The following is a 19,939-nucleotide window of genomic DNA, read 5'->3' on the forward strand; positions in this document are numbered from 1 at the left end:
GGAGTCGCTGCTGAAGACCACCGGGAAGCCCATCACCTACACCGGCGCGACCACCCCCCGCATCGACATCGGCCAGGCACTCACCTACACGCCCGACAAGCCCGATCGTGTCGGCGACTACACCGGTGACGGCAAGTCCGACGTCGCGTACCTGTACAACTACGGGGCCAACGCCGACGGAACCAACCACACGGCCCTGTGGTCCCAGACGTCGACCGGCAGCGGCTTCAACGGGCCGGTGAAGAAGTGGGACTCCGGCACCGGCTCCTGGGACTGGAACCGCAGCAAGCTGGTGTCGGGCGACTTCAACGGCGACGGCCTGGCCGACGTCGGCGCCCTCTACCAGTACCCCGACACCTCCGACGGCCGCGGCCACACCGCGCTGTGGACGTTCACCTCCACCGGTACCGGCTTCAACGCGCCGGTGAAGGTGTGGGACTCGGGCACCGGCTCCTTCACCTGGGACAGCTCCGCTCCGGTGTCCGGTGACTTCAACGGCGACGGTCTCGCCGATGTGGGCGTCCTGTACAAGTACGCGAACACCTCGGACGGCCGCGGCCACACCGCGCTGTGGACGTTCACCTCCACCGGTACCGGCTTCAACGCGCCGGTGAAGAAGTGGGACTCGGACACGGGTTCCTGGACGTGGGACAACTCGATGCTCGTCGCGGGTGACTTCAACGGCGACGGCAAGTCGGACGTCGGCGCCCTGTACAAGTACCCGACCACGTCCGACGGCCGTGGTCACTCCGCGCTGTGGACCTTCACGTCCACCGGCAGCGGCTTCAACGCGCCGGTGAAGAAGTGGGACTCGGACACGGGTTCCTGGACGTGGGACAACTCGATGCTGGTCGCGGGTGACTTCGACGGCGACGGCAAGTCGGACGTCGGCGCCCTGTACAAGTACCCGAACACCTCGGACGGTCGTGGTCACTCGGCGCTGTGGACCTTCACGTCCACCGGTTCCGGTTTCGGTGGCCCGGTGAAGAAGTGGGACTCCGACACCGGCTCCTGGACCTGGGACAGCTCCATGCTCGTCGCGGGTGACTTCAACGGCGACGGCAAGTCGGACGTCGGCGCCTTCTACAAGTACGGGAACACCGCCGACGGCCGTGGTCACTCGGCGCTGTGGACGTTCACCTCCACCGGCACCGGCATCAGCGCGCCCGTGAAGAAGTGGGACTCCGACACCGGTTCCTGGACCTGGGACCGGACGAAGATCGCCTGACATCCTGACGTCCTGACACCCTCACGTACTGACGTCCTGATGTCCTGACGTCCCGCCGTCCTGGCGTGCGCCCGTTCGCACGTCAGGACGGTCTGCGTGGCGACCGACACACAATCGCCACAACAACCCGTACAACCATTCGTTCGAACTCATGAGTCATCCATGCATGACTCACGGGATATCCAGACGCGCGAGAGTGGTCGCGGGTGGCCTCACGGCCGGGGTGCTGATATCGGGCGTGGCCGCCGCGGCGCCCGCCTCGGCAGCCACGCCGGCCGTCAGCTGTACGTCGTCCAAGGCGGGCCTTGCCGCCAAGCTCAAGAAGGACATCACGGCCGCGCTCGCCACCCGCAAGGGCACCGTCGCCGTCGGCCTCTACGACCGCACCACCAACACCACCTGCACGCTGCGCGCCTCCAGTGCCTACGACTCGGCCAGCGTGGTCAAGGTCACCGTGCTGGCCACGCTGCTGTGGGACGCCAAGAAGCACAACCGCTATCTGACGAGCACCGAGACCTCGCTCGCCACGGCCATGATCACCAAGTCGGACAACACCGCGACCAGCAAGCTGTGGAAGCAGCTGGGCCCGACGAAGATCAAAGGCTTCCTGACCGCGGCCAAGATGACCCAGACGAAGCCCGGCGCGAACGGCTACTGGGGTCTGACCCAGATCACGGTGACCGACGAGCAGAAGCTGCTCAAGCTCGTCACCGCCGCGAACACGGTGCTCTCCGACAATTCCCGGGCCTACATCCAGAAGCTGATGGGGCAGGTCGTCTCCTCCCAGCGCTGGGGCACCCCGTACGGAGCGCCGTCCGGTGTCTCCGTGCACGTCAAGAACGGCTGGCTCCAGCGCGCCACGCTCGGCTGGCGGGTGCACAGCGTCGGCACGTTCAAGGGTGGCGGCCACGACTACACGATCACCGTGCTCACCCACGGGAACAGCACGATGAGCTACGGCATCACCACCATCCAGGGCGTCGCGAAGGTCATCCACAAGGACCTGATGTCCTGAGGGCCGATGCCCCGCGGGTACGCGCCCGAGGGCGCTCCCTCCGCCCGATTGTTGCGGAGGGATGAAATCCGCTTCCATCCGCGTTGGTGCTTTCCGGCAGAACAGGTCGAACGGAAGGCACCGGCGTGGCAGCGCAACAGGGGGAGAAACAGGGCTGGGCGCGCAGGCTCGCGGGCTATGCCTGGCGTCACCCGGGGGACGTGGTCCTGGCCCTCGGCTCCTCCCTGGCCGGCATGGCCGTCATGGCGCTGGTCCCGCTGCTCACCAAGGTGATCATCGACGGCGTGATCACCGACCACAGTCGCGCCATGGCCCCCTGGGCGGGCGCGCTGATCGTCGCGGCCCTCCTCGTCTACGTCTCCACGTACATCCGCCGCTACTACGGCGGCCGGCTCGCCCTCGACGTCCAGCACGACCTGCGGACCGAGATGTACGACACGATCACCCGGCTCGACGGCCGCCGCCAGGACGAGCTGTCCACCGGGCAGGTGATAGGCCGTGCCACCAGCGACCTCCAGCTCATCCAGGGTCTGCTCTTCATGCTGCCGATGACCATCGGCAACGTGCTGCTCTTCCTGATCTCCCTGGTGATCATGGCGTGGCTGTCCCTGCCGCTGACCCTGGTCGCGCTCGCCGTGGCCCCCGCGCTCGGCTGGATCGCCCGCCGCAGCCGCACCCGGCTGCACCCCTCCACCTGGTACGCCCAGGCCCAGGCGGCCGCCGTCGCGGGCGTGGTCGACGGCGCCGTCAGCGGCGTACGCGTGGTCAAGGGCTTCGGGCAGGAGGACCAGGAGACCGGGAAGCTGCGGGAGGTCGGCCGCCGGCTCTTCGCGGGGCGGCTGCGCACCATCCGGATGACCTCCCGGTACACCCCCGCCCTCCAGGCGGTCCCCGCGCTCGGCCAGGTCGCGATGCTGGCGCTCGGCGGCTGGCTCGCCGTGCGCGGGCACATCACCCTCGGCACCTTCGTCGCCTTCTCCACCTACCTCGCCCAGCTCGTCGGCCCGGTCCGGATGCTCGCCGTGGTCCTCACCGTCGGACAGCAGGCCCGCGCGAGCACCGAGCGCGTCCTGGAGCTGATCGACACCGCGCCGGCGATCCAGGACGGCCATCTGGAGCTGCCCGCCGACGCGCCCGCGACCGTCGAGTTCGACGACGTCTCGTTCGGGTACCGGCAGGCCGACGGCCGGACCAGCCCGGTCGTGCAGGGCCTCTCCTTCGAGATCCGCGCGGGCGAGACCCTCGCCGTGGTCGGCTCCTCCGGCTCCGGCAAGTCCACCGTCTCCCTGCTCCTGCCGCGCTTCTACGACGTCACCCACGGCGCCGTCCTGATCGGCGGCCACGACGTCCGCGAACTCACCCTCGACTCGCTCAGGGCCGCGATCGGACTCGTCCCCGAGGACTCCTTCCTCTTCTCCGACACCGTCCGCAACAACATCGCCTACGGCCGCCCCGACGCCACCGACGAGCAGATCGAGGCCGCCGCCCGCGCCGCCCAGGCGGACCGGTTCGTCGCCGAGCTGCCCGACGGCTACGCCACCAAGGTGGGCGAGCACGGCCTCACCCTCTCCGGCGGCCAGCGCCAGCGCCTCGCGCTCGCCCGCGCGATCCTCACCGACCCGCGCCTGCTCGTCCTGGACGACGCCACCTCGGCGGTGGACGCCCGGGTGGAGCACGAGATCCACGAGGCGCTCAAGCAGGTCATGCGCGGCCGCACCACCCTGCTCATCGCGCACCGCCGCTCCACCCTCAACCTCGCCGACCGCATCGCCGTGCTCGACGGCGGCCGCCTCGCCGACCTCGGCACCCACGAGGAGCTCCAGCGGCGCTCGGCCCTCTACCGCCGACTGCTCACCGACCCGGACGAACTGGGCGGGGTCTCCCCGGGCCACACCCCGCCCGCCGAGCCGCGCGAGGACACCTCCGTCCGCGACGAGCTGGACGCCGAGTTCGACGCCGAGGCCGGACTGACCCCCCGCCTGTGGACGGGCGACCGCGAGCCCAAGGACAGCGCCCTGTCCGGCATGCCCGCCACCCCGGGACTCCTCGCCCAGGTCGAGGCGCTGCCGCCGGCGACCGACACCCCGGACGTCGACGAGGCACGCGCGGTGCGCCCGGAGGAGTCCTACGGCCTGCGGCGACTGCTGCGCGGCTTCGGTCGCCCCCTGCTGGTCAGCCTGTTCCTGGTCGCCGTGGACGCCGGGGTGGGCCTGCTGCTGCCCGTCCTGATCCGGCACGGCATCGACCAGGGCGTCAGCGAGATGGCCCTCGGCGCGGTCTGGACGGCCTCCCTGCTCGGCCTGCTCGCGGTGCTCGTGCAGTGGGCGGCGCAGATCGGCGAGACCCGGATGACCGGGCGCACCGGCGAGCGCGTCCTGTACGCGCTGCGCCTGAAGATCTTCGCCCAGCTCCAGCGGCTCGGGCTCGACTACTACGAGCGCGAGCTGACCGGCCGGATCATGACGCGGATGACGACCGACGTCGACGCGCTCTCCACCTTCCTCCAGACCGGTCTGGTCACCGCCTTCGTCTCGGTCGTCACCTTCTTCGGCATCATGGGCGTCCTGCTGCTGATCGACGTCGAGCTGGCGCTCGTCGTCTTCGCCACGCTGCCCCCGCTGATCGTCGCGACCTACTTCTTCCGCCGGGCCAGCGTGAAGGCGTACGAGCTGGCCCGCGAGCGGGTGTCGGTGGTCAACGCCGACCTCCAGGAGTCGGTGTCCGGGCTGCGGATCGTGCAGGCCTTCCGGCGGGAGCGGGCGGGCAGCCTGCGGTTCGCCGAGCGCAGCGACAGCTACCGGCGGGCTCGGATCCGCGGCCAGTGGCTGATCTCCGTCTACTTCCCCTTCGTCCAGTTCCTGTCGTCGGCTGCCGTGGCCGCGGTGCTGATCACGGGCGCGGGCCGGATCGAGGCGGCGACCCTCACCACGGGCGCCCTGGTCGCCTACCTCCTCTACATCGACCTGTTCTTCGCCCCCGTGCAGCAGCTCTCCCAGGTCTTCGACGGCTACCAGCAGGCGACCGTCTCCCTCGGCCGCATCCAGGAGCTGCTGCGCGAGCCCACGTCCACCCGGCCCGCCGGGGAGCCGGTCGAGGTCCGCTCGCTGCGCGGGGAGATCGCCTTCGAGGACGTGCGCTTCGCCTACGGCGACGACGAGGAGGCGCTCGGCGGCATCGACCTGAGGATCCCGGCCGGCCAGACCGTCGCCTTCGTCGGCGAGACGGGCGCCGGCAAGTCGACCCTGGTCAAGCTGGTGGCCCGGTTCTACGACCCGACCGGCGGCCGGGTCACGGTCGACGGCACGGACCTGCGGGCGTACGACCTCACCGCGTACCGCCATCGCCTCGGCGTGGTCCCGCAGGAGGCGTACCTCTTCCCGGGCACCGTGCGGGACGCCATCGCCTACGGCCGTCCCGACGCGAGTGACGCGCAGGTGGAGGCGGCGGCCCGCGCGGTCGGCGCGCACGAGATGATCGCCACGCTGGAGGGCGGCTACCTGCACGACGTCGCCGAGCGCGGCCGCAACCTCTCCGCCGGACAGCGGCAGCTCATCGCGCTGGCCCGCGCGGAGCTCGTCGACCCCGACGTCCTGCTCCTGGACGAGGCGACGGCCGCCCTCGACCTGGCCACCGAGGCCCAGGTCAACCTGGCGACCGAACGCCTGGCGGGCCGTCGTACCACCCTCGTGGTCGCCCACCGGCTGACCACCGCCGCCCGCGCCGACCGCGTGGTGCTGATGGACCACGGCCGGGTCGCCGAGGACGGCACCCACGAGGAGCTGCTGGCGCGGGACGGGCGGTACGCGCAGCTGTGGCGGACGTTCGTGGGGGAGCCGGTCACGACGGGCTGACCCTGCCCGCTCCGGCCGTCCGACCCTGCCCGTCCGGCCCGGCCGTCCGTCTCGCCGAGGCGGACGGCCGGAGCGCGGGCGATGCGCGCAACCGTTCGACACCTGTCACGCGTCCGTACATCAGTACGGTTGGGGTCGTGTGGCGGGAGGGACGAGCGTGGACAGTGGTGCGATACGTCGGCGGCTGGCACTCGGCACGGCCGTGCTGGCCGTCTCCGGACTGCTCGCGCTCGCGTCGCCGGCCAGCGCCGAAGCGGCCCCCGCGCAGTGTGTCGGCCGGAAGGTGAAGGTCCTGCCCTTCGCCACCGGCACGGTCCAGGTCTACAAGCACGACGGCTACGTCTGCGCCGTCACCCTCGCCGAGCGGCCCGGCCGGCGGACCACGATGTCGGTCAGCGTGCAGGCGCGCGGCAACCGCCCGGTCGTCGACCGCGGGCAATTCACCCTGCGGGCCGGCCCGGTGACCGTCCACGCGGGCCACCGCTGTGTGCGGGTGAAGGGGTCGGTGGGGTCGCAGTCGATCGGCACGGGCTGGATCCTGTGCTGACCGGTGTCGGACCGCCCACCTGCTGACATGTCAACTCCCTCTGGTGTGAAGGGTGTTGCTGGGATAGCTTCCGGCGCACATCCGTTTCACAGGGAGGGTGCATGCGTAAGGCGCTCAGATGGCTGCTGGCGCTCACGGTGCTCATAGGCACGTTGAGCACGGCCGGGGCAGCCACCGCTGCCGTGCCGGAGGCCACCGGAACGACCGACATCAAGGAACAACTGCTCGCCGTACCGGGCATGAGCCTGGTCGAGGAGAAGCCGTACAGCGGCTACCGCTACTTCGTGCTCCAGTACACCCAGCCGGTCGACCACCGGCATCCGTCCAAGGGCACGTTCCAGCAGCGGATCACCGTGCTGCACAAGGACGTCAGCCGGCCGACGGTCTTCTACACCGGCGGCTACAACGTCTCCACCAATCCCGGCCGCCGCGAGCCGACCCAGATCGTGGACGGCAACCAGGTCTCCATGGAGTACCGCTTCTTCACCCCGTCCCGGCCCGACCCGGCCGACTGGTCCAAGCTCGACATCTGGCAGGCGGCGAGCGACCAGCACCGCATCTTCAAGGCGCTGAAGAAGATCTACCCCAAGAACTGGATCGCCACCGGCGGCTCCAAGGGCGGCATGACCGCCACCTACTTCGAGCGCTTCTACCCGCACGACATGGACGGTGTCGTCGCCTACGTCGCCCCGAACGACGTCGTCAACGACGAGGACTCCGCCTACGACCGCTTCTTCGCCTCCGTCGGCACGAAGGAGTGCCGCGACCGGCTGAACGCCGTGCAGCGCGAGGCGCTGGTGCGCCGGGAGCCGCTGGAGGAGAAGTACCAGGCGTACGCCGCCGAGAACGGCTACACCTTCACCACGATCGGCAGCCTCGACCGGGCCTACGAGGCGGTCGTCCTCGACTACGTCTGGGGCTTCTGGCAGTACAGCCTGCTGTCCGACTGCGACACCGTCCCGGCGGACGCGGCCACGGCGACCGACGACGAGATCTGGAACTCCGTCGACACGATCTCCGGCTTCTCCGCCTACGCCGACCAGGGCCTGGAGCCGTACACGCCGTACTACTACCAGGCGGGCACCCAACTGGGCGCGCCGACCATCCACTTCCCGCACATCGAGAAGAAGTACGTCCGCTACGGCTACCAGCCGCCGCGCAACTTCGTCCCGCGCGCCATCCCGATGCGGTTCCAGCCGGACGCGATGCGCGACGTGGACGACTGGGTGGCCCACCACGCGCGGCACATGCTGTTCGTCTACGGCCAGAACGACCCGTGGGGCGCGGAGCGGTTCCGGGTCGGCGCGGGAGCGAAGGACGCGTACGTCTTCACCGCCCCCGGTCTCAACCACGGCGCGAACGTGGCCGGGCTGACCGCCGACGACAAGGCGCTCGCCACCGCCCGGATCCTCGCCTGGGCCGGGGTCGCCTCGCCCGCGGTGCAGGCGGACCCGTCGGCGGCGAAGCCGCTGGCCCGGTTCGATGCCCGGCTGGACGTCCGGGACGTGGAGCGGGAGCCCGCCCTGCGCCCGTGACGTCAGGCGCCGTCCGGCCGTCCGTCGTCCGTCCGTCCGGACGGCGGACGGCCGGCCCCGCGGCGCCCGGTACGGCGAGAGGCCGTGCCCGGCGTCGCGGGGCAGGGGGCGCGTACGGCTAGTACGTGAGCCCGTGTCCGATCGGATACAGCACCTGCGCCGGATCGTCCGCCCGAGGCACCGGCACCGGCAGCCGTCCGCGCGGCGCCACCCGTCCGGCGATCACCCGCGCGGCGGCCCGCAGTTCGACGTCGGTCCAGGAGTAGGTCGCCAGGCAGGCTCGTACGGACGGGAGTCGGGCGACGTCGTAGGGGTTGCGGACCGCGACGACGACCACCGGCCTGCCGGTCGCGGCGAGTTGTTCCACCAGGGCCCGCTGGCTGCTCGTCGCCGTGACGTTGTACGTCCCGACGACGACCGCGTCCGCGTCGGCGGCCGCCGCGACGGCCCGGTCGATCACCGCGGCCGAGGGCGCGGTTCCGGTGGACAACGCCGTGGCCGTGAAGCCGAGTTCGGTCAGGGCGCGCGCCAGGACGTCCGTCGGCGGGCCGGTGGTGCCCGACGGGGACGCCGGGTCGGCGCCGACGACCAGCACCCGGTTGTGGCTGCGGCGCGACAGCGGCAGCACCCGGCCCTCGTTGACCAGCAGCGTCGTCGTCCGTTCGGCGATCCGGTCGGCCGTCGCCAGGTGTCTCGCGGTGCCGACCGTCCGGTCCACGCGGGCCGCGCCGACGTACGGGTCCGCGAAGAGGCCCAGCTTCGCCTTCAGACGCAGCACCCGCAGGACCGACTCGTCGAGGCGGGCCTCGGTCAGCTCGCCGCCGCGCACCGCGTTCAGCACGGCGTTCCAGGCCACGTCGAGGGAGGGCGGGTTCAGGAGCTGGTCCACGCCCGCCTTCAGCGCGAGCACCGGCACCCGGTCGTCGCCGTACTTGGTGCGCACGCCCTCCATGCCGAGGGCGTCGGTCACCACCAGTCCGTCGTAACCGAGTTCGCCGCGCAGGATGCCGGACAGGATCGGGTGCGAGAGGGTGGCCGGGTCGCCGGAGTCGTCCAGCGCGGGGACCATGATGTGCGCGGTCATGATGGAGTCGATGCCGGCCCGGATCGCCGCCCGGAAGGGCACCGCGTCCAGCCGCTCCCACAGCTCGCGGCTGTGCGTGATGACGGGGAAGCCGAAGTGGCTGTCGACGGCCGTGTCGCCGTGCCCGGGGAAGTGCTTGGCCGTCGCGGCCACGCCCGCCCCCTGGTACCCCCGCACCTCGGCGGCGACCAGGCCCGCCACCGCGTCCGGGTCGGCGCCGAAGGACCGTACGCCGATGACCGGGTTGGCCGGGTTGACGTTCACGTCGGCCACCGGGGAGTAGTCCTGGCGGATGCCGATCGCGCGCAGTTCGGCGCCGGAGATCCGGCCGAGCGTGCGGGCGTCTGCGCGCGACCCGCCCGCGCCGACGGCCATCGCGCCCGGCAGGAGCGTGGCGGGCGCGCCGACCCGGCAGACGATGCCGTGCTCCTGGTCGGTGGAGATCAGCACCGGCAGACCGCGCGGCTGCGCGAGGGAGGCTGCCTGGATGCCGTTCGACAGGTCCGCGATCTGGTGCGGGTCGCGGGTGTTGTGCGCCCAGGTGAAGTAGATGATGCCGCCGACCCGGTACTTGGCGATCAGTTCGGCGGCGGTGCGGACGCCGATCTCCGCGAGGTTGGCGTCGATGTCCGCCTGGTCGGGCGCGGTGGCCGAGTGGCCGTAGACCCGCATCACGAACAGCTGGCCGACCTTCTCCTCCAGCGTCATGCGGGAGAGCAGGGCGTGGACGGTCCGGTCGTCGTGCCCGGCCGCGTACCCGGGGGCACCGGAGGCCAGGGCAGCGGTGGCGCCGGCCGTCGCGGCGGCGAGGACCGTGCGTCTGGACGGACGTGCGGTGTTTCCTGTGCTTGCCGTGCTGTTGTCGGGCACGTGCGCTCCCTCCGAAGGAGAACCGCTGAAGGAAACTTCCAGGGAATCACCAATATCCGGGAAGTTTCTTCCGGTCAAGGGAGTGCACAGTAGCGGCGGAGGGGCCGCCATCGGCGCTTTGGAGGGGGGCGCGCCGATGGCGGCGTGCTGCCGGCCGCGGTGCGGCTGAGAGGGTGGTCAGCGCTTCGCAGCCTGCGGCGAGGCCGACACCGCACCGCGGTGACTCGTCCGGCAGTTCGGCGCTTGGACGTGGGGCGCGCGGCCCGGGTTCCCGGCTTCCGCCCTCTTTCCGCAAGTCGGTGCGGGTGTGTTCAGCGGGGTGTGTGGGCCGACACGCGCGGCCAGTGGGCCTGGAGCACGCGCACCGTCTCCGCGATCGCCGGCCGCCGGGCCGCCCCCGCGCGCCACACCGCGTACAGCCGGCGCACCGGCATCGGCTCCAGCGGCACCTCCACGACCCCCTCCGGCAGCGGGCCGCGTCCGAGCCGGGGGATGAGCGCGACACCCAGCCCGGCCGCGACGAGCGCGATCAGGGTCGGGTTCTCCTCGGCCTGGTGCACGAGGTCCGGCTCGTGCCCGGCCGCGCGCAGCGTGCGGACCAGCCAGTCGTGACAGACCCGGCCGGGCGGCTGGCAGATCCACCGCTCACCGCCCAGCTCCTCCCGCCGCAGGGCGCCGCGCCCGGCGAACGGATGCCCCGAGGGCACGAGCAGATCGCACAGGTCGTCCCCGATGACCGCCTGCTCGACCCCGGCCGGCGCGGGCAGCGGCGCGATGTCCCAGTCGTGCGTCACCGCGAGGTCCACGGCGCCCTTGGCGACCAGGTCCACCGACAGATGCGGGTCGACCTCGGTGAGCCGGGCGTCCAGTGCCGGGTGCCGTCCGGCGAGGTCGGCGAGCACCGACGGCAGCAGACCGCGCGCCGCAGAGGCGAACGCGGCCACGGTCAGCCGCCCGGCCGGAGCCCCGCGGCGCTCCTCCAGCTCGGTCTCGGCCCGCTCCACGATGGCGAGCAACTCCCGTGCGGTGGCGGCGAGCTGGTGCGCCTCGGGGGTGAGCCGCACCCCCCGCCCCTCCCGCTCCAGCAGCACGGTCCTGGTCTCCCGCTCCAGCTTGGCGATCTGCTGGGAGACGGCCGACGGGGTGTACCCGAGCGCGGCGGCGGCCGCTCCGACGGTGCCGTGGACGGAGACGGCGTGCAGGGCGCGCAGGCGCTGGAGATCGAGCATGTCCCCCCGGCCCCTTCCTTCATTCATCAGCGTTGCTACATCCAACCGTGCAGCAATCATCGCTGGTGCTACACGGTCAGGGGAAGTGATCCTCGATTCCATGAAACCCGCGCACCTTGCCCTCGCCGTCCTCGTCGCCGCCGTCTGGGGCGTGAACTTCACGGTCGTCGAGATCGGCCTCGACCACTTCCCGCCCCTGTTCTTCTCGGCCCTGCGCTTCCTGGTCGCGGCCGTCCCGGCGGTCCTGTTCGTCGGCCGCCCGAAGGTCGCGTGGAAGTGGATCGTGGCCGTGGGCCTGGTGCTGGGGGTGGCCAAGTTCGGACTGCTGTTCGTCGGCATGGACGCGGGCATGCCCGCCGGACTGTCCTCCCTGGTCCTCCAGGTCCAGGCGGTGTTCACCGCGCTCATCGCCTTCGCGGTGCTCGGCGAGCGCCCGACCGCCGTCCGCGTTGCGGGCATGCTGGTGGCCCTCGCCGGGATCGGCGTCGCCGCCGCGGACGAGGGAACCTCCGGCCCGCTCGGCGCCTTCGCCCTGGTCGTCGCGGCCGCCGTCTGCTGGGGCGCCTCGAACGTCCTGACCCGCAGGGCCGCGCCCCCGGACGCCCTGAACTTCATGGTCTGGGTCAGCACGGTCCCGGTCCTGCCCCTGCTGGCCCTGTCCCTGCTGCTGGAGGGCCCCACCAGGGACTACGACGCCCTGCGCGCCCTCGACTGGCAGGGCGCCGGCACCCTCGGCTACGTCGCGTGGGTCAGCACCGTCCTCGGCTTCGGCGCCTGGGGGTGGCTGCTGCGCCGTCACCCGGCCTCCGCGGTCGCCCCCTTCTCGCTGCTCGTCCCCGTCTTCGGGATGACGTCCGCGGCCCTCTTCCTGGACGAGTCGGTGAGCCCGCTGGGCTGGTGCGCGGCGGCGCTTCTGGTCGGCGGGGTGGCGCTGACGTCCCTGGCGCCCGCGCGACACGCGGTCCATCCCGTGGACGTGACCGCCCCCGAGCCCACCCCGGCGGGATCATGAGTCCATGCCCCGTGTCGACATCCCCGGTTCCAAGTCCATCACCGCCCGTGCCCTCTTCCTGGCGGCGGCGGCCGACGGGGTCACGACCCTGCTGCGGCCGCTGCGCTCGGACGACACCGAGGGCTTCGCCGAAGGCCTGACCCGGCTCGGCTACCGCCTCGGCCGCACCCCCGGCGCCTGGCAGGTCGACGGCCGCCCGCAGGGTCCGGCCGCCGCGGAGGCCGAGGTCCACTGCCGCGACGGCGCCACCACGGCCCGCTTCCTGCCCACCCTGGCGGCCGCCGGCCGAGGCACCTACCGCTTCGACGCCTCGCCCCAGATGCGCCGCCGTCCGCTGCTGCCGCTCACCCGGGCGCTGCGCGACCTCGGCGTGGACCTGCGGCACGAGGAGGTGGAGGGGCACCACCCGCTGACGGTCACGGCGGCGGGCGTCGAGGGCGGCGAGGTGGTCCTGGACGCGGGCCAGTCGTCCCAGTACCTGACGGCCCTGCTGCTGCTCGGCCCGCTCACCCGCAAGGGCCTGCGCATCCGGGTCACCGACCTGGTCTCGGCGCCCTACGTGGAGATCACCATCGCGATGATGCGGGCGTTCGGCGTCGAGGTGGCCCGGGAGGGGGACGTGTTCGTGGTCCCGCCGGGCAGCTACCGCGCCACGACGTACGCGATCGAGCCCGACGCCTCGACCGCGAGCTACTTCTTCGCCGCGGCGGCCGTCACCGGCGGCGAGGTGACCGTCCCGGGCCTCGGGACGGGCGCGCTCCAGGGGGACCTGGGCTTCGTGGAGGTGCTGCGGCGGATGGGCGCCGACGTGGCCACCGGACCGGACGGCACCCGGGTGCGGGGCACCGGCGAACTGCGCGGTGTCACGGTGAACATGCGGGACATCTCCGACACCATGCCGACGCTCGCGGCGATCGCGCCGTTCGCCTCGGGACCGGTGCGCATCGAGGACGTGGCGAACACCCGGATCAAGGAGTGCGACCGGCTGGAGGCGTGCGCGCACAACCTGCGGCAGCTCGGCGTCGACGTCGCCACGGGACCGGACTGGATCGAGATCCGGCCGGGGGCGGACGGGCCGAAGGGCGCGCGGATCACGTCGTACGGCGACCACCGCATCGTGATGTCCTTCGCGGTCACCGGACTGCGGGTGCCCGGAATCTCGTTCGACGACCCCGGCTGCGTCCGCAAGACTTTCCCCGGTTTCCACGAGGCGTTCGCGGAGTTGAGAAGGGACATCGTGCGGTGAGCGGCAAGCTGGAGGGACCGGTTCTGGAGGGCGCGCTCATACGCCTGGAACCGCTGGGGCACGGGCACGCCGCGGATCTCGCGCGGGCGGCGGAGGAGAACCGGGAGACGTACTCCTTCACCTGGGTGCCCAGGGCCGACCAGGTGGAGGCCTACATCGACGCGCAGCTGGCCCGCGCGGCGACGGGCCGGCTCGCGCCCTACGCGCAGGTCTCCCTCGCCTCCGGGCGGGCGGTCGGGACGACCTCGTACTGGGAGCCGCGGTACTGGCGGGACGACGACCGCCTCGACGCCGTCGAGGTCGGCTTCACCTGGCTCGCCGCCTCGGCGCAGGGCACGGGCGTGAACGCCGAGGCCAAGCTGCTGCTGTTCCGGCACGCCTTCGAGGAGTGGGGCGTGTCCCGGGTGGACCTGAAGACGGACGCCCGCAACAGCCGTTCCCGCGCGGCCATCGAGAGCGTGGGCGCCCGCTTCGAGGGCGTGCTGCGCAACTGGTCCCGCTCCTGGGCGCCGGGCGAGGACGGCCGGCTGCGCGACTCCGCGATCTTCTCCGTCACGCACGGGGAGTGGCCGGAGTGCCGCGAGCGGCTGGAACGGCGGGTGGCGGGGTTCCTGTCCCGGCAGGGGTGACCGCCGGACACCAGCGGCCAGGGTCCGGACGGGTCACGACTCAGGGCCGGTCACGGCTCCGGGCGGGTCACGGGTCCGGACCGGTCACGGGTCCGGACCGTCCATGTGCCGGACCGCGGCTGGACCGTGGGGCCATGATCGGGAAACCATCGCGGGCATGACCCCGACGTCTTCCTTCCTCGTCCTCCACGGCTGGCAGAACCACCGCCCCGAGGGGCACTGGCAGCACTGGCTCGCCGACCGGCTCGGCGAACGCGGCCACCACGTCACCTACCCCCAGCTGCCCGATCCCGACGAGCCCGACCTGGAGGTGTGGCTGGCCGAGCTCGCCCGGCACCTGCGCGGCCTGCCGGCCGAGGGGGAGCGGGTCGTGCTCGCCCACAGCGCCTCCGCCGTGCTGTGGCTGCACGCCGTCGCGCGCGGGGTGCCGGGGCTCGGCGACGTCGACCGGGTCCTGCTGGTGGCCCCGCCCTCCGCCTCGGTGCTCGCCCGGTACCCGGAGATCGAGGGCTTCGCCCCGCCGCCGTTGGACGGCCTGACCCTGCCGGGCCCCACCCGTCTCGTCGCCGGCGACGACGACCCGTACTGTCCCGAGGGCGCCCGGACCGTCTTCGCCGACCCCCTCGGCATCCCGGCCGAGATCCTCCCGGGCGCCGCCCACCTCGACCTCGACGCCGGCTACGGCTCCTGGCCCTCCGTACTGGAGTGGTGCCTGGACGGCTCCAGCGCGTTCAGTCCCCGTCCCCGGCCGTAGCCCCGCCCCGGAGCTGCGGGGTCGAGGCCGCCACCGCGGCCACCGCCGCCAGGCACAGCAGGCCCCCGCTGATCAGCGCCGTCGCCCCGGAGGTCCAGCCCGCGACCAGACCGCCGCGCAGATTGCCCAGGTTGGGTCCCGCCTGACCGACGATCTGTTCGGCGGCCGTGACCCGGCCGAGCAGGGCGTCGGGGGTGCGGGTCTGCACGATGGTGCTGCGGGACACCACGGCCAGGGTGTCGGCGGCCCCGGCCAGCGTCAGCAGGCCGAGGCCCGTCCAGGGACCCGTGGTCAGGCCGAACAGGACCAGGGCGGCACCCCAGCCGGCCGAGGCGCACAGCATCACCGGGCCCGGGCGGCCCAGCCGGGTGACCGCGCCGGAGAACGCGGAGGCGATCAGGCCGCCCACGGCGAGCGCCGACAGGAACAGGCCGAGGGTGCGCGGGTCGCCGCCGAAGCGCTCCGCGTTGACCAGGGGGAAGAGGCTCACCGGGAACGACAGGACGGTGGCGGCCAGATCGGTGAGCAGCGCTCCGCGCACCACCCGGTGGCCGGTCAGGAACCGCAGCCCGTCCAGCACCCCGCGCAGGCCCGGCCGGGAGTGCTCACCCTCGGGCGGCAGCGCGGGCAGCCCGAACGCGCCGTAGAAGGAGAGCCCGAAGCTCAGGGCGTCCAGGAGGTAGCAGGTGCCGATGCCCAGCCGGCCGAGCAGCACGCCCGCGACCGCCGGGCCGAGCAGCATCATCGCCTGGCCGCTGATCTGGTTGAGCGCGAGACCGGCCGCCACCTGCTCCTTCGGCAGCAGTCGCGGTACGAAGACACCCGCCGCCGGAGCCCCGATCGCGCCGAACGACGACTGGGCGGCGACCAGCACGAGGAGCACGGCCACCGGCACGTGCCCGGTGAAGCCCTGCACGGCGAGCAGCAGGGAACAGACCGCCTGGCCGACGGTGGCGAGCAGGTACACGCGACGGCGGTCGGCCCGGTCCACCCAGGCCCCCGCGAACAGCCCGAACGCCGCCATCGGCAGTGCCTGCGCCAGGCCGACCGCACCGCTCCAGACCGTGCTGTGGGTCGTGTCCCAGACCTGGAACACGACGGTCACCATGGTCATGAAGCTGCCGAGGAGGGACACCGTCCGGCCTATCAGCAGCCGTCGGAAGACGGGGGAGGAGCGCAGCGGACGTACGTCGAGAAGGACGTGCGTCAGACTCACGAGAGGGCGGCGGGGCCGGGCGGATTCACGGCGGGGAGGCTAACCCGCGACCCCCTGTTCCCGCGAGCCGATAACCGCGGGCGGCCCTACGCCGACTCGTTCAGCAACCGCCGCAGATGATTCCGTCCCTCGTCCAGCAGTCCGGGCAGCGGCGGGACCGCCTCGTACCACCGCTTCTCGTACTCCCAGCACAGCCAGCCGTCCCACTCGTGCCGGGAGAGCACCTCCACGCACTCGGCCAGCGGCAGCGCCCCGGCGCCCAGCGCCAGCGGGGTCGTGTCGTCGGTCGACGCGATGTCCTTGACCTGGACGTAGCCGAGGTACGGGGAGAGCGCCGCGTAGCTGTCCAGCGGCTGCTCGCCGCCCAGCCAGGTGTGCATCACGTCCCACAGCGCCCCCACCTGCCGGTGGCCCACCAGACCCAGGATCCGGATCGCGTCGGCCCCGGTGCGGTGCGAGTCGTGGGTCTCCAGCAGGATCCGTACGCCGACGTCGCCCGCGTACTCGGCGGCCGTGCCCAGTCTGCGCGCGGCCGTGGCGTCGGCCTCCTCGGAGGAGTCCTCGGCGCCGCCGGGGAAGACCCGGACGAACGGCGCGCCCAGGTCCCGGGCCAGGGTGAGGAGGTCGCGGAGCTCTTCGATCACGGCGTCGTCGTCGCCGGGCGCGGCCACGCGCGCGTACCCCGCCAGAGCGAGGACCTCGACTCCCGCCGCCTTGAACCCGTCGGCCACCTCGGCCCGTTCGGCGGGGGTGAGGCCCGGATGCACGGGCTCCTCAGGGTGGGTGCGCAGCTCCACCCCGTGATAGCCGTGCGCGGAGGCGAGCCGCCGGACTTCGGCGAGCGGCAGGCCGGGGACACCGAGGGTGGAGAAGGCCAGCTTCATGTCCACCGACCGTACCCGTCATCGCCGCCGACCGCGTCCGCTCCCGCCCATGTTCGTCCGCTCCGGCTCTCATTCGACCGGCTCTCATTCGACCGCCTCGCGCAGGTCCAGCCGCCAGTCCTGGCCCACGAGGTCCTTGCCGAACGAGCGGTGGGGCGTCTCGGCGGCGAGGACGAAGCCGTGCCGCAGGTAGATGCGCCGGGCGGCGGAGAGGACGTCGTTGGTCCACAGGACGAGGTCCCGGTAACCGACCCCGCGCGCGAACGCGACGACCGCCGTGACCAGGCGGTCGCCCAGCCCCAGCCCGCGCGCGTCCGGCTCGACGAGCAGCAGCCGCAGCCGGGCGGTGCCGGGTGCCTCGTCCCGTACGCACATCACGCAGCCCACCGGCCGCCCGTCGAGCTCGGCGATCCACACCCGCTCCAGGTGCGGATCGTGGTCCTCGGCGAAGTCGGCCACGATCCTCGCCACGAGCCCCTCGTAGTCGGTGTTCCAGCCGTACTCGGCGGTGTACAGGGCGGCGTTGCGCTGCACGATCCAGCCGAGGTCGCCGGGGCCCGGCTCGCGCAGGACGACGTCCTCGGCGCGGGGCGCGCCGCGGTCGCCCAGGATCGTACGGATCGTGCGCATGGCCTCCGCCAGGCGCGGCCGGTCGGCGGGCGGCACGTCCGCCAGCAGGGCGCCGACCGTCTCCCGGGCCCGCTCCTCCAGCAGTTCGGCGGCCTCCCGGCCGCGGGCGGTGAGGGTGACCCGGCGCCGGCGCAGATCGTCCCGCGCGGCGGCGCGCTCGACGAGTCCGTCCTGCTCGAACCTGTTCAGGATCCGGCTCAGATACCCGGAGTCCAGGGCGAGCCCGGTGCGCAGACCGGCCGCGTCCGCGGTGGGGGAGTGGGCGAGTTCGTACAGGACGCGGGACTCGGTGAGGGTGTACGGGGCGTAGAGGTGGCGGCCGTAGTCGAGGGCGCCGATGACGTTCGTGTAGAAGCGGTTGAACGAGCGGATGTCCTGGACGGTCATGGTCGATCCCGGTGATCCGATGGCTGACTCAGTCAGAGAAACGGTCTCCCCGAGCGTAGAACCTCCCCCCACGCCCCGACCAGCCCCCGGCTCGCGGTCGGGGCGCGGCGGGTCCTGGGGGTCACTGCCGAGTCGCGGTCGTCTCCCGGATTCGGCGCCGCGCCACGGCCGCCGGGCTCCCGCCGGGCTCCCGCCGGGCCATGGTCGGCTCTCGGGCTCACCGCCGCGTGCCCCCTCGGGCTCACTGCTCCGGGTCCGACGTACGAACGTTCCGCACGTGTCGCGCCGGACCCGGCCGCCGCACGAGTCCGCCGGACGGCACCCGTCGGAAGGCATCTCCGCGGTCGGTACCCGCCGGGACGGCCGATCGCCGGTCGGTACCCGCCGGGACGGCCGATCGCCGGTCGGTACCCGCCGGGACGGCCGATCGCCGGTCGGTACCCGCCGGGACGGCCGCCGCCCCGACGGCGAGGTCACCTCCGGGGCACCCCGGAGGATCCCCGCACCATCAGTTCCCCCCGGACCGTCGCGATCTCCCCGGGCGGCGGCTCCTCCCGGCCCATCGCGATGCGCCCGGCGCGCGCCCCCGCCTCGGCCAGCGGCAGCCGCACGGTCGTCAGGGAGGGCACCGCGTCGATGCTGAAGGGGAGGTCGTCGAAGCCGGCCACCGACACGTCCTCGGGGATCCGCAGCCCGGACTCGCGCAGCGCGGCGCAGGCGCCCAGGGCGACGGAGTCGTTGGCCGCGACGACGGCCGTCAGGGACGGGTCGCGGCGCAGCAGTTCCAGCGTCGCCTCGTACCCGGAGCGCCGGTCGTAGCGGCCGTGCACCGTCCAGCGCGGGTCCTCCTCGATGCCCGCCGCCGCCAGCGCCGCCCGGTGACCCTCCAGCCGGTGCCGGGTGGTCGTGCGCTCCTCGGGGCCCGCGATGTAGCCGAGCCTGCGGTGCCCGAGCCCGATGAGGTGCTCGGTCAACTGCCGTCCGCCGCCGCGGTTGTCGAAGGTCAGCGCGACCGCCCGGGTGTCCGGCGCGGGCGGCCGCCCGCACAGCACCACCCTGGTCCCGGCCTCGGTCAGTTTGCGCAGCTTGGCCGCCACGGCCGCCGCGTGCGGCTGGTCCTCCACGGCGCCCCCGGTCAGCACCACGGCAGCGGCCCGCTGCCGCTGGAGCAGGGTGAGGTAGGTCAGTTCGCGTTCCGGGGAGCCGCCGGTGTTGCAGACGACGGCGAGCCGTTCCCCGCCTGCCCGCCCGCCGGGACCGCCGATCTCCGCCTGGATGGCGCTGGCCATGATCCCGAAGAACGGGTCGGCGATGTCGTTGACCAGGATCCCCACCAGGTCGGAGGTGGCGGCGGCCAGTGCGCTGGCGGGACCGTTGAGCACGTAGTCCAGCTCGTCGACGGCGCGCAGCACCCGCTCGCGGGTGGAGGCCGCCACCGGGTAGTTGCCGTTCAGCACGCGCGACACCGTCGCGGGGGAGACCTGGGCGCGGGCCGCCACGTCCGCCAGGGTCACCGTCATCTCGTCGTCCTCCGGTCGCGCATCTTGTCGTACCTCGCCGTACGTGGTCGTACGTCGCCGTGGGCACAGGCCATGCGCAGGTCGTACGCAGTGCATGTACAGGGGATACACAGGCCCACGAGCCACGGCCGCGGTTTCGTGCAGTTCGGGCAGACCTTACGGCCTCACCCCCCTGTTGTTCGCCCCCTCGAACAACTCGAAGTGGACACGGCCTTGTCCGGACCACTGGTCAGAGGCTAGCTTCTTCTTGCATAGAAAGCGCTTGCTGTGCGGCTTACCAGTACGACCAGGGCAACCGGGCG

General features: G+C 72.7%; 15 protein-coding genes. 9 read left to right on the forward strand and 6 right to left on the reverse strand.

The features are described from left to right. The 5 genes from ACZ60B_RS28530 to ACZ60B_RS28550 form a co-directional block, all read left to right on the forward strand. A partial coding sequence (locus tag ACZ60B_RS28530; protein ID WP_469391814.1) for an FG-GAP repeat domain-containing protein occupies positions 1–1,228 on the forward strand: 1,228 nt, incomplete at its 5' end. Between the two features lie 166 nt (positions 1,229–1,394). After that, complete coding sequence (locus ACZ60B_RS28535) at positions 1,395–2,243, forward strand: serine hydrolase (protein ID WP_469391816.1); 849 nt, start codon at positions 1,395–1,397, stop codon at positions 2,241–2,243. 125 nt (positions 2,244–2,368) lie between these two features. Continuing rightward, positions 2,369–6,094 carry an ABC transporter ATP-binding protein gene (locus tag ACZ60B_RS28540; protein ID WP_469391819.1) on the forward strand — a complete coding sequence of 1,242 codons (3,726 nt, stop codon included), beginning with the start codon at positions 2,369–2,371 and terminating at the stop codon, positions 6,092–6,094. A gap of 157 nt (positions 6,095–6,251) precedes the next feature. Next, a complete protein-coding gene (locus ACZ60B_RS28545) occupies positions 6,252–6,641 on the forward strand; it encodes a hypothetical protein (protein ID WP_469391821.1) in 390 nt (129 codons plus the stop codon). 101 nt (positions 6,642–6,742) lie between these two features. Continuing rightward, a complete protein-coding gene (locus ACZ60B_RS28550; protein WP_469391822.1) occupies positions 6,743–8,176 on the forward strand; it encodes a S28 family serine protease in 1,434 nt (477 codons plus the stop codon). A 118-nt stretch (positions 8,177–8,294) separates the two neighbouring features. Here ACZ60B_RS28550 and ACZ60B_RS28555 read toward each other — a convergent pair whose 3' ends face one another. Both ACZ60B_RS28555 and ACZ60B_RS28560 read right to left on the reverse strand, forming a co-directional pair. Next, complete coding sequence (locus ACZ60B_RS28555; RefSeq protein WP_469391824.1) at positions 8,295–10,130, reverse strand: glycoside hydrolase family 3 protein; 1,836 nt, start codon at positions 10,128–10,130, stop codon at positions 8,295–8,297. Between the two features lie 311 nt (positions 10,131–10,441). Beyond that, complete coding sequence (locus ACZ60B_RS28560; protein ID WP_469391827.1) at positions 10,442–11,359, reverse strand: LysR family transcriptional regulator; 918 nt, start codon at positions 11,357–11,359, stop codon at positions 10,442–10,444. A gap of 100 nt (positions 11,360–11,459) precedes the next feature. Here ACZ60B_RS28560 and ACZ60B_RS28565 point away from each other — a divergent pair, with 100 nt between their 5' ends. The 4 genes from ACZ60B_RS28565 (at position 11,460) to ACZ60B_RS28580 (ending at position 15,000) form a co-directional block, all read left to right on the forward strand. After that, positions 11,460–12,371 (forward strand): EamA family transporter, encoded by a 912-nt coding sequence (locus tag ACZ60B_RS28565; protein WP_469391829.1) that lies wholly within the window; start codon positions 11,460–11,462, stop codon positions 12,369–12,371. Between the two features lie 4 nt (positions 12,372–12,375). Next, entirely contained in the window at positions 12,376–13,617 is a 1,242-nt protein-coding gene (gene aroA / locus ACZ60B_RS28570) for a 3-phosphoshikimate 1-carboxyvinyltransferase (protein WP_469391831.1), read from the forward strand. Further along, positions 13,614–14,246, forward strand: a complete 633-nt coding sequence (locus tag ACZ60B_RS28575; protein ID WP_469391833.1) for a GNAT family N-acetyltransferase — start codon at positions 13,614–13,616, stop codon at positions 14,244–14,246. The genes aroA and ACZ60B_RS28575 overlap by 4 nt, the downstream gene beginning before the upstream one ends. Before the next feature lie 157 nt (positions 14,247–14,403). Further along, on the forward strand, positions 14,404–15,000 hold the full coding sequence (locus ACZ60B_RS28580) for an RBBP9/YdeN family alpha/beta hydrolase (protein WP_469391835.1): 597 nt from the start codon (positions 14,404–14,406) through the stop codon (positions 14,998–15,000). Here ACZ60B_RS28580 and ACZ60B_RS28585 read toward each other — a convergent pair. The 4 genes from ACZ60B_RS28585 to ACZ60B_RS28600 form a co-directional block, all read right to left on the reverse strand. Next, entirely contained in the window at positions 14,978–16,216 is a 1,239-nt protein-coding gene (locus tag ACZ60B_RS28585; protein ID WP_469391837.1) for an MFS transporter, read from the reverse strand. The two genes, ACZ60B_RS28580 and ACZ60B_RS28585, sit on opposite strands and share 23 nt — an antisense overlap. 86 nt (positions 16,217–16,302) lie before the next feature. Continuing rightward, positions 16,303–17,100, reverse strand: a complete 798-nt coding sequence (locus ACZ60B_RS28590; protein ID WP_469391839.1) for a sugar phosphate isomerase/epimerase family protein — start codon at positions 17,098–17,100, stop codon at positions 16,303–16,305. Between the two features lie 84 nt (positions 17,101–17,184). Continuing rightward, positions 17,185–18,117 carry a bifunctional helix-turn-helix transcriptional regulator/GNAT family N-acetyltransferase gene (locus tag ACZ60B_RS28595; protein ID WP_469391842.1) on the reverse strand — a complete coding sequence of 311 codons (933 nt, stop codon included), beginning with the start codon at positions 18,115–18,117 and terminating at the stop codon, positions 17,185–17,187. A 473-nt stretch (positions 18,118–18,590) separates the two neighbouring features. Beyond that, positions 18,591–19,637 (reverse strand): LacI family DNA-binding transcriptional regulator, encoded by a 1,047-nt coding sequence (locus ACZ60B_RS28600; protein WP_152894719.1) that lies wholly within the window; start codon positions 19,635–19,637, stop codon positions 18,591–18,593. Between the last annotated feature and the right edge of the window lie 302 nt (positions 19,638–19,939).

This window comes from Streptomyces sp. NPDC104096 (assembly GCF_055584385.1).

Bases quoted from the DNA above. Each gene is read 5' to 3' on its own strand.
- aroA (WP_469391831.1), top strand. From the start codon at position 12,376: ATGCCCCGTGTCGACATCCCCGGTTCCAAGTCCATCACCGCCCGTGCC.
- ACZ60B_RS28565 (WP_469391829.1), top strand. From the start codon at position 11,460: ATGAAACCCGCGCACCTTGCCCTCGCCGTCCTCGTCGCCGCCGTCTGG.
- ACZ60B_RS28560 (WP_469391827.1), bottom strand. From the start codon at position 11,359: ATGCTCGATCTCCAGCGCCTGCGCGCCCTGCACGCCGTCTCCGTCCAC.
- ACZ60B_RS28535 (WP_469391816.1), top strand. From the start codon at position 1,395: ATGACTCACGGGATATCCAGACGCGCGAGAGTGGTCGCGGGTGGCCTC.
- ACZ60B_RS28590 (WP_469391839.1), bottom strand. From the start codon at position 17,100: ATGAAGCTGGCCTTCTCCACCCTCGGTGTCCCCGGCCTGCCGCTCGCC.
- ACZ60B_RS28600 (WP_152894719.1), bottom strand. From the start codon at position 19,637: ATGACGGTGACCCTGGCGGACGTGGCGGCCCGCGCCCAGGTCTCCCCC.
- ACZ60B_RS28595 (WP_469391842.1), bottom strand. From the start codon at position 18,117: ATGACCGTCCAGGACATCCGCTCGTTCAACCGCTTCTACACGAACGTC.
- ACZ60B_RS28550 (WP_469391822.1), top strand. From the start codon at position 6,743: ATGCGTAAGGCGCTCAGATGGCTGCTGGCGCTCACGGTGCTCATAGGC.
- ACZ60B_RS28580 (WP_469391835.1), top strand. From the start codon at position 14,404: ATGACCCCGACGTCTTCCTTCCTCGTCCTCCACGGCTGGCAGAACCAC.